This window comes from Halalkalibacter krulwichiae (genome assembly GCF_002109385.1).
Taxonomy (GTDB): Bacteria; Bacillota; Bacilli; order Bacillales; family Bacillaceae_D; genus Halalkalibacter; species Halalkalibacter krulwichiae.
In genome coordinates this window covers 771,172-784,362 of record NZ_CP020814.1, presented here as the reverse complement: position 1 = coordinate 784,362, position 13,191 = coordinate 771,172, and the positions used below count along the sequence as shown (strand labels likewise).

Here is a 13,191-nt window from a genome sequence, read left to right as displayed (position 1 = left end):
AAAAACTAGGGGGAGAGAGATGGATCAACTACCAAGCTCATTGAAACAATCTGTTATGTTTAGCCATAAGGTAGCTCAGTTGAGTAAGGCTCTATGGAAATCTGTAGAAAAAGATTGGCAAACATGGATTAAGCCATTCGACCTTAATATTAATGAACACCATATTCTTTGGATTTCCTATCATTTAGATGGTGCATCTATATCTGACATTGCCAAATTTGGTGTCATGCATGTATCTACAGCATTTAACTTTTCAAAGAAATTAGAGGAACGCGGCTTACTTCATTTTTCTAAAAAAGAAAATGACAAACGTAATACTTATGTTTGTCTTACAAAAGACGGGCATGATTTATTTTTAAAAACCCTAGAGGCTTACCAGCCAGACACATACGGAGTTTTTGAAGGTGCTTTACCTATACGTGACCTTTATGGTAAATTCCCGGAATTGTCAGAAATAACTAGTATACTGAGACATATTTACGGACCAGATTTTATTGATATTTTTGAACAATCACTAGAAAAGTTTAATGATGAATTTAACGACGTAAATGGTCGTTTAACGAAGCTTAATGAGGAAGCCCAAAAGAGCTACTCGACAGAAGGAGCCTAATTATTTAGGCTTCTTTTTTCTATTCTTTAAATCTCAATTGCTGTATGAAAAAATTGATATTGTCGAAATCATTTTATTTTTGTCGATTCTATTGATTTTTATTCAAAATGAGAGTAAATTTATCACTTAGATTGGAGGTGCAGCACTTCAATGAACTGCTGGAAAACTATACGTGTAACCCGTGATTACGGTTCGTTGCGCCTAATGATGTATTCAGGAACTACAATGCTTTTATCATTTTTGTTTTATTATTTAGTTGTTAGTACAGTAATTCCTACAAATGAACTTACAAATATTAGCTTTTTTGCTCTCATTACGAGTATAATTTCAATTGTGTATATTCATAAATGCCTTCACTTACTTCCTATATGGCTATGTGGTAAAAAGGCTACTATAAAAGTACATTGGCTATATATAATCCCTATTTTATCTATTAAGACAACTAAGCCTTTGCCACGTAATTTATACTTATTGGCTTTACTCACTCCAATATTTATTATGACTTCGATCGGAGCATTAGCTATAACTGTCTTTCCAATGTATTTAGCTCTTATTTCAATTTTAAGCTCTATTCATTTTGGAATTGCTTTTTACGACGTGATCTATGCTTCCTATTTGATAAAAGCTCCAAAGAAAAGCTTCGTCGAAGACCATGATGAAGGCTTTCACATTCTTATTAAACAACAAGCTATGTAAGTGTATGTCATCGTTTCACGGGAGTGACAATGTCACTCCCATTTTCTTATCGTTTCTTAAGTCACGAAAAAGCCATTTCTAGTTCAATAATATCTTGTTCTAAATCAAAAATAGTAAATCTAAATTGTATCGTATTATGTTCATTTACAGTAATTTCACTAAGCTTTACTTCAACTAATTTTTGTTTAGGGTACGTTACAATCCAATCAGCGAGTTCAATCCAACCACTTAGAAATTGAAGGACTTGTTCTACTGGCAAATGAAGGTTTCCTAAAGAAAACGTCTCGACCTTTAGAAGTAAATCTCCTGTATTTACAACCTCTGGAGCAAAATTAATCGTTACGGGAACATGCCTCCCTAATACTTTTACAAATGACCTCATTTGTACTTTATCTACTAGTATTTCAACTATATAAGGGTGATCTGGGTCCTCCTGTTCGATATATTTCTGAATAAGTGCATTTAACTTTGCTTTATCAGTTCGGATAAGAAAAATAGCGTCTTCGGTTCCTGGTGCTTGTTGGTTAAAGTGTTCTTCCGATACTTCAGGAAAATTTCTTTGGAAAAGAAGGAATGTAATGAATACTAGCAACAGAATAACGCTTAATAAAGAAAAAAAAGCCACCTTCCAACCAACGAAATTTTGGTCTTTCATTCCTTCACACCTTTCCTCAAGTAAATATACCTAAATTAATTTAAGCATTTACCTATCTTTTTTTCAAAAGTTTTGATAAAGTTTAATTATCATTGCTTGTCAGGAGGCAACCACATGCTCTTCTTTATTATTTTATTTGCATTATTTATCTTATTTATGATCAACTCAATGACAGATGCTTTATGTTTAAAGCGTGAAATCCCTGTTGAAAAACAACCTAAGCTTTTTCGTACAATAAATATCTTAATGACCATATTATTAACTTCTACTTATGTAAAAATCTTATTTACATAGGCTGTTTTCTAAACTTTTTTTGTTATTGACCGTTTTTTAATGTAAATTAGCCAGATGGACAAATTCATTTGTCCATCTGGCTAATTTATATTTAAAACCCTTCATGTTATCCCTAAGAACAATACTTGAAAAAAACGATTCAAAGGAAGAGCGAGAGACGTATATTCCTCACTCTTCCTTTTCGTATTACACAAGTAAAAGGATAAGCGTCACGTTCTTGGTGCCATTTTATCCTTTCTATTCTGAAACTACCGAAAAAGAGATGTTGATTCACGGTTTTATAACCAAGCTGCACCTACAATAATTAATAAGATAAACAGCACGACAATTAACGCAAATCCACCGTGGTGTACATGAGTCATACTAACACCTCCTCATTGCTTTGTTACGATATTCTATGCACTTATCTCTATTTCGTACTGGGCAAATACATAAATTATTCATTTTCCATATACAAAGCTTTGATTATCTTTCTCTCTAAAACAAATATATGGTATAGTTATCTCTATGAATGATACGGGCTCTAAAATGAGCATGATACTGAGGAGTGAATACGATGAACAAAAAGATTTTTGCTGCAGCAGGCCTTGCCTGTATAACATTGCTTGCAGCATGCAACAACGATGACACAACGGCAAACGGTTCTACTGTAGCTATTGTTGCAGGAGAGGAAATAACTGAAGCAGAATTTGTTGAAACATTAAAAGAACACTATGGCGAACAAACTCTTCAACTTCTTGTACAGGAGATCGTGTTAGATCAAGCAATTGAAACGGTTGGCGTTACAGATGAAGAGGTAGAAGAAGAACTAAGTACGTTACGCTCGGAATTAGGCGTTCAAGACAATGATGAGTTATTAAATATGCTACAAATGCAATTTAATTTACCATTCGAGACAGTTGATGAGTTTATTGAAGAAAACCTACGCCCGCATTTAGTACTACAAAAGTTAGCAACAGAAGATGTTGAAGTTACGGAAGAAGAAAAGCTGGCTTATTATGAAGAAAACGAAGCATTATATGACGAACAAATACGCGCTAGTCATATATTGGTGGAAGATGAAAAAACTGCTTTAGAAGTTTTAGATAAGTTAGAAGCAGGAGAAGATTTTGCTGATTTAGCACAAGAATATTCCACAGATGGCTCTGCTGCACGTGGTGGCGATCTTGACTTTTTTGGAAAAGGACAAATGGTCGAGCCTTTTGAAAAAGCTGCATTCGCATTAGAAATTGGGGAAATCAGTGATCCTGTAGAGTCTGATTTTGGTTATCACATTATCCAACTGACGGATCGTAAAGATTCTTATGAAGATTTTGAAGAGGAAATTGAACAAGCTCTGATTGCTCAACAATCAAAATCAACAGAAGCTGTAATGAACGAATTATTTGAACAAGCTAATATTGAAGTTAAGGACAGTCGTTTTGCTGACTTGTTCTCAACTGAAACTGAATAAACCAAAGCTTTTAAAGGGGCGCCACAAAAGTCATTTATTGACCTTTGTGGCGCCCCTAATATTTTGAAACGAACCTCTTTGTCATTTATCCACGATGTAGATTTCGTTTCTCCCGCTCCTCTGCGATTCTTTCCATATACACTTGCCCTTCGCTCTCAATCCATTCTTGCTCTGTACGCTTATCTTCAAGTGCATACTTCACTGATAAATACCCACTAAAAATGATTCCGGCTACAACAAAATACACCCACCAAGGACTAGATAATAAGAAACTCCCTACGGTAGTTTGAGTTAACACAAATCCAATGGCAAGGACGGCTAGTAGAAAAAAGGCTAAACGTTTACGAGATTGACTTGATTTCATTATTACCCCTCCATGCTTAAACTTTACTCTATACATATGTACAAGCACCTAAAAATAGAACAAGAGCCAGGAAAAAAAGGCTAAACTTCAACTTTTTTTCCTGACTCTATGCATTGTTCACTCCATTATGGCTTTTATAAGCGCTCATCTCTTAAGAAGAGTAAATTACGCATTCAACAATTGTTCTTCTGGTTGCTTTCACAATCAATTTACTGCCTCTAGTAATCTAATGGCGGTTCATGAAAGCTTGGCTTGTAAAAACTTCTGTGGTCCATCGCCATGACTCTTTCAGAAAATTCACCAGGCTGTACCCGTTCTAAAGCACGATCCATCATATTCATTTTTGCATCAATATTATCAATCATGTGTAACACTTCAGCTTCTCGAATGACAGGAACTTTTGGACTTCCCCACTCACCTTTGCCATGATGACTTAAGATTAGGTGTTGCAACATTAGAATTTCTTCACCCTCTATTGCTAATTCCTTTGCTGCCTCTGCAATCTCAGTCACCATAATTGAAATATGCCCAAGTAGCTTTCCTTCCAACGTATACGCAGTATCAATTGGACCAGAAAGTTCTCTTACCTTCCCTAGATCGTGAAGAATCACTCCGGAATAAAGCAAGTCCGTATCTAGCGTTGGATATAAGTTTGCTAAACTTTTTGCAACTTTAAGCATACATACCACATGATAAGCAAGTCCTGAAACAAATTCATGATGGTTTTTCGTTGCAGCAGGTGATTCTAAAAAAGCCTCCTGATGTTTTTTTAATAAATGACGAGTTATCCGCTGTATGTTGGGATTTTTCATATCAAAGATATATTGTGTAATCTCTTCTAACATATCGGATGGCGAAATAGGAGCAGATCGAATAAAATCAGCTACCTTAACTTGATCCATTGCTGTCGTCGGGCGAATACTGCTAATCTTAAGTTGTAATCTGCCTCTATAATCACTAACTTCACCATTAATAAACACAATTACTTGACTTGTAAATGTCGTTTCATCATCTGGTGAGCAGCCCCAGAGCTTTGCCTCTATATCTCCCGTATGGTCACTTAAAATCAATGTTAAAAATGGCTTACCATTACTAGCAATTGCTTTTGTTGCTGATTTAATCAAATAATAAGTTTCGACACGGTCTCCAACTTGTTGGAACTTAATTCCTTTGCTCATTTTATTGTCACCTCAACTTACTAGATTCATTGTTAATGTAAGGTTGTAAAAAGAGGTGATATCCACTAATAACAACCTCTTACAAGTATAGCATAAGATAAATGTTTCATAACATCGAATAGAAGAAGAGGCTGCCTAAGTGCCCTTTGGGACCGCTAGACAACCTCTATCTTATCTTTTTTTCCTCGGTTTATTGCCTTGCTTTTTGTTTGGAAAATTGATTGTAAATTTAACACCAACATCAGTATTTTCAACCTTTGGGCTTCCACCATGTAATTCAGCAATTCTTTTTACTATAGCAAGACCTAAGCCAAACTTGCCTTTATTTCCTTTATAAAATGGATTAAATAATTGTGGAAGGTCTTTGTCTTGAATCTCATCACCATTGTTTTCAACAGTAATAACTGCACCATCATCAGTTGCACTTGCAGACATCCAAATTCGATCTCTCGCATATCGCAATGCATTCTCAACTAAGTTTTCCAGAAGAACTTCAAATTGTTCAGGATCACACGAAATATGTGTATTTGCTCCATCAACTAAGATTTTTACATCTTCCCGCTGAACTCGAAACCTTTCTTCTATTTTAAAAGCAATCTGCCCAAACATAATTTCCTCATGTTTAGGAGTTTCTTCTTTTAAAGAATCTAGCTTCGTATAATAAAGCATATCAATTACTCTTCGTTCCATTCGGTTCGCTTCTTCAATAATAACATCCATTGTCTGTTCCATATTCTCTTTAGGCAAAATGCCATCTTTCACTGAATGAGCATAGCTTTTAATGACCATGATAGGTGTCTTTAATTCATGGGATGCATGTTGAATAAACGTTTTTTGTGCACGATCATATAAATTTAAGTTTTGACGCATCCTCTCAAATTGATCGGATAACCTTTGAAAATCCTCATCCCCTTGCCACTTAAGAGGTTCTTTCCATTCGCGGTTTGCAATTTGCTCTAAGTGATTTCCAAGTACAATAAGCGGTTGTCTCAAATAGTGCTTTAACCACATTGCTGGTAATAAACTCAAAGCACTTGTTAATAGAAGTATATACAATAACCTTTCCCATAAACGGTTCACCATTTCATCTCGATATGTATCCCACATATATGAGATATGGAATGCAGGGTATTCATCAATTTGCGCTTTTGCTATTACATAAAAAACAGTTGCCCCACCATATTGAATTTCATAACGGCCTCTTGAACCTTCTTGTTTATACGCATTCTGTGCCATTTCCTGTAATACTTCCTTAGGAGGGGGATTGCCCTCTGGTGGAATTCGTGGAGACTCATATATAAAGAAATGTCCTACAGAACCCGCCTCTCTATCAGTAAACTCACTTTCACTCCTAGGGTTAATTAAATCCCATAAAGGATACGCAATACGAATTTGTTCTGTTTCTATAATTCGATATGTTTCTTCTGTTAAAGTGCCTTTTATAGAAATCGGATAAATAATGATGATTGAAAGACCAACTAAGACAATAATTGAAATAAACGCAAGCCATATTCGCTGCGTTAAATTCACATTAATCATGAAGATAGAATCCTATATCCATATCCATATAAAGTCTCTAAATGAATACGAGGCATTTTCTTCCGAACACGACGAACCACATCATCAACCGCTCGCTCAGAACCAAAATAATTCTCTCCCCAAACATGTTCAATGATCTTCTCTCTTGAGAAGGCTTTTCCAATATCACCTGTTAAGAGGAGTATCAAGTCCATTTCCTTTGTTGTTAAATCAACTAATGAATCGTCTTCAGCCTCTTCATCAACAACCGTTCGACCTACTGGATCAATTGTATATTGGTTTAATTCAATTTTCTTCTGTTCCTGAGAAGTTGTTCCATAAACACGGGTTAATAGTTTCTTTGCTCTAATAATTAACTCTTGTGGCAGGAACGGCTTAGCTAGATAATCATCACTTCCCATTTCCAAACCAAGTACTCTATCTAAATCCTGATCTCTTGCAGAGATAAAGATAACTGGTGTATCTTCTTGTTCTTTTATCCCTTTTAATAACTGATATCCATCTGTTCCAGGAAGCATGATATCAAGAATCCAAAGGTGAGGCTTATCACTTATTGCCTCTCTAGCTAAGTCTCCATCATTAAAAACACGAACTTTCCAACCTTCTTTTTCTAAGTATGCTTTCAGAACCTCAGAAAGATTTTCTTCATCTTCAACGAGATAAACGAGATATTCATTCATACCTCTTTCCTCCTTATAAAGAACCTCAATTTTTTAACTATTTACGCATATTGTATCTTATTTTAACCTCTGACACGAGTTATAACCCTTAACTATCACAACTATCGAGTATATTTACATGGTTTCTCATATTCAATCAACAACATTTATATAATTTCTTTTGAATTTTTGTATTTCCCGGGTAAAAATGTCGAAAAAAGAGAGAGCATCTCAAAAGGTCTATTTTTTGACCTTTTGAGATGCCCTCGAAGCAATTAGTGAAGTCTCTACATCTTTTTAGAAGCCTTAAGAAGTAAGTTCCTTCTCTCAATCCTCAAATCTCTGATGAAGCTTTTTGAACTTACCCAACCCATTAGCAATTGCTGATTATGATTTACTAATTTCTGTTGAGCTTTGTTCAAACTTTGTGACGGTAAAATATGTTTGAATGATCATAAATACATTTCCAACAACCCAATATAACGATAAAGCTGCTGGCAAAGTGATTCCAGCAACAATAATCATCACGGGCATTATATAAATAATGAGCTTCATTTGATCATTTAATTGCGAAGATGTCATCTTAACTTGCAAAAACGTCGTCAATCCAGCAACTAAAGGCAATAAATAAAGAGGGTCTGGATTTCCTAAATCAAACCAAAGAAACGTATGAAGAGCAATTTGCTCTGTTCTCATTATTGCAAAATAAAAGGCCATTAAAACCGGTAATTGCACAAACATAGGCAAACACCCTGCCAACGGATTAACACCGTTACTTTGATACAGAGCCATAAGTTCCTTTTGCATTTCTTGTTGTTTCTTCGGATCTTTTTTTACACTCTCTTTATACTTTGCTTGAAGACGCTCCATCTCAGGCTTTAACGTTTGCATTGCTCGAGTACTTTTCTGCTGCTTTAACATTAAAGGCAGAAGACATAAGCGAATCGCAATTGTTACAACAACAATTGATAATCCATAACTACCATTAAATAACTCTGCCACATTGATCAATAGCCAGGACATTGGATATACAAAAAAATGATTCCAAATTCCTTCTGTTTCTGCCGTAATTGGAACCTTTTCCACCGTTCCGCAAGCTGTTAGAAACAACGTCATACTAATAATAATCAAGAAAATAAAGTGCTTTTTCAATTCCTAATTCCTCCCTATTGTTTTCAATTTTTATATGAAAACAATAGAAGTAGCATCATCATCATCTTGATTTTTGTGATCATTAGTAGATGGAATTTTCGGTTTACATTTCATTCTACTAAGATGGATGAGCATTGGGTTTTCAGGCTCTTGCTCAGAAACATCTACAAACTTTCTTTTCCAGCCAGTATGAAGTTCCCATTCAAACCTAAGAATATTCGCCTTAGTCATAGCAGCAACAAGTAAGACTGTCATAACCACACTAACCCATAATGACGTTAAATCCGTAATGATCTCAATCAACTCATCCACCTCCTTTGCTCTTTTAGTAAATAGATCATAACATAAAATGCACTCATTACCAATTGTACATTTTATCCAAGGAAATGAAAATTTTACTGTTTTCTATATTATTCTACTCTTGTCATTGTAAGCGCTTTAAAGTAAGCTAATTAGTAATTACACTGTAAAAGAGGTGATGCAATATGCATGAATATTACTTAACAGTATTTTCGCATAATGGTGAAACCATTCATGAAGAACGATTTGAAGCTGAAAGCGACGAGCAGGCTAAGAAAAAAGGGGAAGCAATTCTAGCGGAAAAACAACTTATTGATACTACTCATCGATTGACTCGTTCAGGAAAGCTACTACTCTTTCACCGCTAAAAGCTATAGCCTCTAGAGAATGCTTATTGACTACTTTTGTACGGTACGGGCAAATAGATAAGAGGCTGTACAAAGCATGATGCTTTGTACAGCCTCTAACAATCAAATTAATAAAACCTTAAGAGATCTCCATAAATGACTTTATCAGAAAAATATAGATCTTGTGCTCCTCTTTCTCTAAAAGATTCACACTCTTCTATGTCCACTTCTGCCCCATCAGCTTTTTGATAACAGCTTCCTTTTGTAAAGACGTATTCGTCTGTTATCACACTTCCATCTCTTAATACAACAAACGAATCACGCTCTGGCGAGAATAAATCTGTGCCAAACTGTATATCGTCTTTTGTCTCCAACCCGAGTAAATGCATAATAGTTGGTTTCAGGTCTATTTGGCCAGCTACTGTATGCTTTAACTCATGATCAGAATGACCAGGAATATGCACAAACATCGGTACTCTTTGTAATTGTATTTGATCAAAGTCAGTAATTTCATCTTTATTTAGAAACAAGCTCATAGCGCGATTATGATAATCTGAAATTCCATAATGATCTCCATACATAATAAAAATAGAATCTTCATATAACCCATTTTCTTTTAATTCATCAAAGAACAACTCAAGAGCATGGTCCATGTAGCGCACAGTTGGAAAATACCGATTTAAAGTATTACTATTGGAATTAAATTCATTAATAAATTTATCTTCCTCCCCTAACTCAAAAGGGAAATGATTTGTCAATGTGATAAATTTAGAATAGAAAGGCTGAGGCTGGCTTTTTAATAGTTCAATCGATTGCTTAAAGAAATCAACATCTTTCAATCCCCAACCAACTGAATTCTCTTCATTTACCTCATAAGATTCAATATCAAAGAAATGGTCGTACCCAAATGAATCGTACATCACATCTCTATTCCAAAAACTCTTATTGTTTGCATGTAATACAGATGTGTAGTATCCCGCTTCGTTTAAAATTTCTGGTAAGCTATGATACTCATTTCCAGCATGCGTAAAGAAAACAGACCCACTATCACGTGGGAATAACGAAGTAGCTAATAGAAACTCAGAATCAGACGTTTTTCCTTGAGCTGTTTGATGATAGAAATGATCAAAATAGTAACTTTCATTTATTAGGCTATTTAAAAAGGGAGTAATTTCCTCTCCATCTAAAGTTTCATTAATTACAAATGTTTGAAGAGATTCTAATGAAATGACAATAACATTTTTCCCTTCTGCAATTGCGTATAAGTCTTGATCAGCTTCCTTATAATTCTCTTTCCTATAATCAAGAATTTCAGTCATATCCGAACTATCTGCAAACACCCGTTGCGCTCTTGATTGAGATTGGATATATCCATCATATACATGATAATTTAACAATCCAATATTTTTGACAAGCATTTCTCTATCAAAAGAACGGGTCAATAATTGTGGTCTTTCAATTTGTGCAATACCTAAATTAACGATAAAAATGACAAATGAAAGACCTAGAACGATTAATGGTTCTCTTTTTGCTTTCACTTGGATCGGTGCGATTTTCTTTAAGATTAAATAACTGAGGATAACAAGATCAATTATTAACAACAAATCGATAGTCCTTATCAACTCAGTAATACTTCCTGTTAAATCTTTTGCATTACTCGTCTGAAATAAGACGGGCCATGTAAGAAAGTCCGAGAAAAAGCGAAAGTAGAGTAAATTAAAATATAACACCAACGTGGCAAATAGACTTGTTACTACAATCACCACATTACGCTTGAGACCGGTAAAGAAAAAACTAAGACCAATCAGAAACACTGCAGAACTAATTGGATTAATGAACAACAAAAACTCTTGTAGTACATTTTCTGATGAAATATTAAATCCAACTTTATAAACAAGATAAGTTTTGACACTTAACAACAAGACTGCTAGCAAGAAGAATTTATGCTTAGCCAGTTGAGCTTTAATGACTGCCATCTTTCTTCCCCTCTCAATTTACAAAAAAATTACAATTTATAAATGTTCCCTTCTAATATCTTAAACCTTTCTTCTAGCAAGTCAATGAAAAATTTCATACTGACCTTTTCGTGAGGTGAAGCCTTTAAAACACAATCTATATAAAAATCTTGCGTTTAAGACAACTTAAAAATCGAAAAACAAAACCTTGCTATGGGTTGAAACATAGCAAGGTAAATTAATATTCTCAATCTTAGCTGTGTAGACGTAATTGCTTTCTAAAGACTTCTTTAATCATATAGGAAACTCCATTTTGTTCATTTGACCGTGTTATCCAATTCGCAACCTCTTTAACAGAAGCAGGAGCATTTCCCATTGCAACACCGAGTCCGACTTGATTGATCATATCTACATCAGATTCATGGGAGCCGACCGCCACCATTTCACCCGGTTGAATACCTAAATAGTTACCCAATGTTTGTAATCCTCTTGCTTTTGAAACTCCATCACTAACAATTTCCATTCTACCTGGAGCCGACTCATATAGCCTAATCCCTGTTACAACTTCTTCTAGCTGTTGTTGCGCTTTTCTTTCTTCTTCTTTGTTAAAAAACTGAACCTGAATTTTAGGTGGAGCGATCGGCTGTTGCATTAATTGATCACAAATAGAGTCTACAAATGTGATTGGATAAAATAAAGGGTCACCAATTCCAATTGTCATTCGAGCAATGAGCTGATTTCTTTGTCTCACTTTATTCCCTATGGAATAGGAATCATGCATAATCCGTATATGGCATTCGTACCTTTCTAATATATCAGCTATTTGTAATGCTTTCTCTTCTTTAATTCTTCTAACGAATATTGGTTCATCTGCCGCAGTTGCAACAAAAGCTCCATCACTAGTTATCAATGGCCCTTCTACTTTTAAAGCTTTCGCTACTTTCTTTGCAGCAGGAAAGGGTCTAGAAGTTGCAAGGGTAATGTGCACCCTCTTATCCTTAACATACTCAATTGCATCTTTTGTTTGCTTTGTAATCTTCGCATTCGTTCTTAATAACGTTCCATCGATGTTTAGGGCTAACAGTTTGTATGACATTGTATAAGTCCCCCTTTTTTCATGTTGTCCTACTCGAGCACCACTAAGGGCTTGCTCTTTATACATAAGACTATGAACCTTGAAGAACGATTAGAACCTAGACGAAATGTTAAAACTCTTTTATACTAACCTCACTGTATTCAAGATAATTTCCCTAGTTCTATTATTTAATAAGGAGTAAATGATGAAAAAAGTATTATCTTATTATTATTTGCCTGTTGTTTTTTTTCTACTGTTATCTTTAGCCCAATTAACAGAATTTACATTGACTGCTTTTTTAGTTACAATACTTGCTTCTGTTGCGATCGGTCTTTTTTGTGGTTTTGTCCTGCATTTAGTAACAATTATTATGAAGAACATCTCACAAAAAGAAGAATAAGTAGGTGCTTTATCCACTAATACAAAAAAGCTACAGATGATTGCAAATGATCAAATGTAGCTTTTTTCAGATTAAGTTTTAATTATTGACCCGGTGTACCATAGATCTCTTCTAATGGCTCTGTAATGATTTTATTAACATCACCAATAATCACACTTAGACGTTGCTCTGCTTCCATTAATTTAGAAATTAACTCATGCTGTTGAACAAGTTCAAATTGTTGTTGAGCATTTTGAGCTTCCTCTTCAGTGATTTGAATACCTTGCATTTGTTTTTGTTGTAGTTCAAGCTGAAGCTGACGGAAGTTATTCAACATTCTTGTTGCTACTTCATCCGCTTGAATCTCAACATGTAAAGACTTAAGAGTTTGGAACTCTTCACTTTCCGCTATCGTTCTTTTTAATTCATGCGCCTTATCATAAACATTAGACATAAATACGTCCTCCTAAAAAATTTGTCTAACCGACTATAACATGTTCCAGTAAACATTTCATCCAATATCCCCATCTTATAG

General features: G+C 34.9%; 17 protein-coding genes. 6 read left to right on the top strand and 11 right to left on the bottom strand.

Annotation, left to right across the window (positions count from 1 at the left end):
- Nucleotides 1-19: 19 nt before the first annotated feature.
- Nucleotides 20-610 carry an HTH-type transcriptional regulator Hpr gene (locus tag BkAM31D_RS04105; RefSeq protein ID WP_085449732.1) on the top strand — a complete coding sequence of 197 codons (591 nt, stop codon included), beginning with the start codon at nucleotides 20-22 and terminating at the stop codon, nucleotides 608-610.
- Between the two features lie 150 nt (nucleotides 611-760).
- On the top strand, nucleotides 761-1,306 hold the full coding sequence (locus BkAM31D_RS04100) for a DUF3267 domain-containing protein (protein WP_066155894.1): 546 nt from the start codon (nucleotides 761-763) through the stop codon (nucleotides 1,304-1,306).
- A 61-nt stretch (nucleotides 1,307-1,367) separates the two neighbouring features.
- Here BkAM31D_RS04100 and BkAM31D_RS04095 read toward each other — a convergent pair whose 3' ends face one another.
- Nucleotides 1,368-1,961 carry a YpmS family protein gene (locus tag BkAM31D_RS04095; RefSeq protein ID WP_066155898.1) on the bottom strand — a complete coding sequence of 198 codons (594 nt, stop codon included), beginning with the start codon at nucleotides 1,959-1,961 and terminating at the stop codon, nucleotides 1,368-1,370.
- Between the two features lie 114 nt (nucleotides 1,962-2,075).
- Between BkAM31D_RS04095 and BkAM31D_RS04090 the strand changes: the two genes are divergently transcribed.
- Nucleotides 2,076-2,255 (top strand): hypothetical protein, encoded by a 180-nt coding sequence (locus BkAM31D_RS04090; protein ID WP_066155901.1) that lies wholly within the window; start codon nucleotides 2,076-2,078, stop codon nucleotides 2,253-2,255.
- Between the two features lie 278 nt (nucleotides 2,256-2,533).
- On the opposite strand, the gene BkAM31D_RS04085 is transcribed toward BkAM31D_RS04090, so the two are convergent.
- Nucleotides 2,534-2,617, bottom strand: a complete 84-nt coding sequence (locus BkAM31D_RS04085) for a YjcZ family sporulation protein (RefSeq protein WP_084372259.1) — start codon at nucleotides 2,615-2,617, stop codon at nucleotides 2,534-2,536.
- Nucleotides 2,618-2,811: 194 nt separating this feature from the next.
- Here BkAM31D_RS04085 and BkAM31D_RS04080 point away from each other — a divergent pair, with 194 nt between their 5' ends.
- On the top strand, nucleotides 2,812-3,708 hold the full coding sequence (locus BkAM31D_RS04080) for a peptidylprolyl isomerase (RefSeq protein ID WP_066155904.1): 897 nt from the start codon (nucleotides 2,812-2,814) through the stop codon (nucleotides 3,706-3,708).
- 85 nt (nucleotides 3,709-3,793) lie between these two features.
- On the opposite strand, the gene BkAM31D_RS04075 is transcribed toward BkAM31D_RS04080, so the two are convergent.
- From BkAM31D_RS04075 to BkAM31D_RS04050, 6 genes are all read right to left on the bottom strand, one after another.
- Nucleotides 3,794-4,072, bottom strand: a complete 279-nt coding sequence (locus tag BkAM31D_RS04075) for a sporulation YhaL family protein (protein WP_084372261.1) — start codon at nucleotides 4,070-4,072, stop codon at nucleotides 3,794-3,796.
- Between the two features lie 218 nt (nucleotides 4,073-4,290).
- A complete protein-coding gene (gene yhaM, locus BkAM31D_RS04070) occupies nucleotides 4,291-5,250 on the bottom strand; it encodes a 3'-5' exoribonuclease YhaM (protein WP_066155906.1) in 960 nt (319 codons plus the stop codon).
- Between the two features lie 171 nt (nucleotides 5,251-5,421).
- Nucleotides 5,422-6,789 (bottom strand): sensor histidine kinase, encoded by a 1,368-nt coding sequence (locus BkAM31D_RS04065; RefSeq protein ID WP_066155909.1) that lies wholly within the window; start codon nucleotides 6,787-6,789, stop codon nucleotides 5,422-5,424.
- Nucleotides 6,786-7,469 carry a response regulator transcription factor gene (locus tag BkAM31D_RS04060; protein WP_066155911.1) on the bottom strand — a complete coding sequence of 228 codons (684 nt, stop codon included), beginning with the start codon at nucleotides 7,467-7,469 and terminating at the stop codon, nucleotides 6,786-6,788. The genes BkAM31D_RS04065 and BkAM31D_RS04060 overlap by 4 nt, the downstream gene beginning before the upstream one ends.
- Before the next feature lie 366 nt (nucleotides 7,470-7,835).
- Nucleotides 7,836-8,564 carry a membrane protein insertase YidC gene (gene yidC, locus BkAM31D_RS04055; RefSeq protein ID WP_157076844.1) on the bottom strand — a complete coding sequence of 243 codons (729 nt, stop codon included), beginning with the start codon at nucleotides 8,562-8,564 and terminating at the stop codon, nucleotides 7,836-7,838.
- A 66-nt stretch (nucleotides 8,565-8,630) separates the two neighbouring features.
- Nucleotides 8,631-8,903, bottom strand: coding sequence for a M14 family metallopeptidase (locus BkAM31D_RS04050; protein WP_066155916.1), 273 nt, complete (start codon nucleotides 8,901-8,903; stop codon nucleotides 8,631-8,633).
- A 182-nt stretch (nucleotides 8,904-9,085) separates the two neighbouring features.
- Here BkAM31D_RS04050 and BkAM31D_RS04045 point away from each other — a divergent pair, with 182 nt between their 5' ends.
- Entirely contained in the window at nucleotides 9,086-9,268 is a 183-nt protein-coding gene (locus BkAM31D_RS04045) for a YhzD family protein (protein WP_066155919.1), read from the top strand.
- Between the two features lie 107 nt (nucleotides 9,269-9,375).
- Here the strand turns inward: BkAM31D_RS04045 and BkAM31D_RS04040 are convergent, their stop codons facing one another.
- Nucleotides 9,376-11,223, bottom strand: a complete 1,848-nt coding sequence (locus tag BkAM31D_RS04040; RefSeq protein ID WP_066155923.1) for an LTA synthase family protein — start codon at nucleotides 11,221-11,223, stop codon at nucleotides 9,376-9,378.
- 232 nt (nucleotides 11,224-11,455) lie between these two features.
- Nucleotides 11,456-12,298, bottom strand: a complete 843-nt coding sequence (locus BkAM31D_RS04035) for a Cof-type HAD-IIB family hydrolase (protein ID WP_066155926.1) — start codon at nucleotides 12,296-12,298, stop codon at nucleotides 11,456-11,458.
- 181 nt (nucleotides 12,299-12,479) lie between these two features.
- Here BkAM31D_RS04035 and BkAM31D_RS04030 point away from each other — a divergent pair, with 181 nt between their 5' ends.
- Nucleotides 12,480-12,677 carry a hypothetical protein gene (locus BkAM31D_RS04030; protein WP_157108275.1) on the top strand — a complete coding sequence of 66 codons (198 nt, stop codon included), beginning with the start codon at nucleotides 12,480-12,482 and terminating at the stop codon, nucleotides 12,675-12,677.
- An 82-nt stretch (nucleotides 12,678-12,759) separates the two neighbouring features.
- Here BkAM31D_RS04030 and BkAM31D_RS04025 read toward each other — a convergent pair whose 3' ends face one another.
- A complete protein-coding gene (locus tag BkAM31D_RS04025) occupies nucleotides 12,760-13,110 on the bottom strand; it encodes a YlbF/YmcA family competence regulator (RefSeq protein WP_066155931.1) in 351 nt (116 codons plus the stop codon).
- Nucleotides 13,111-13,191: the final 81 nt, after the last annotated feature.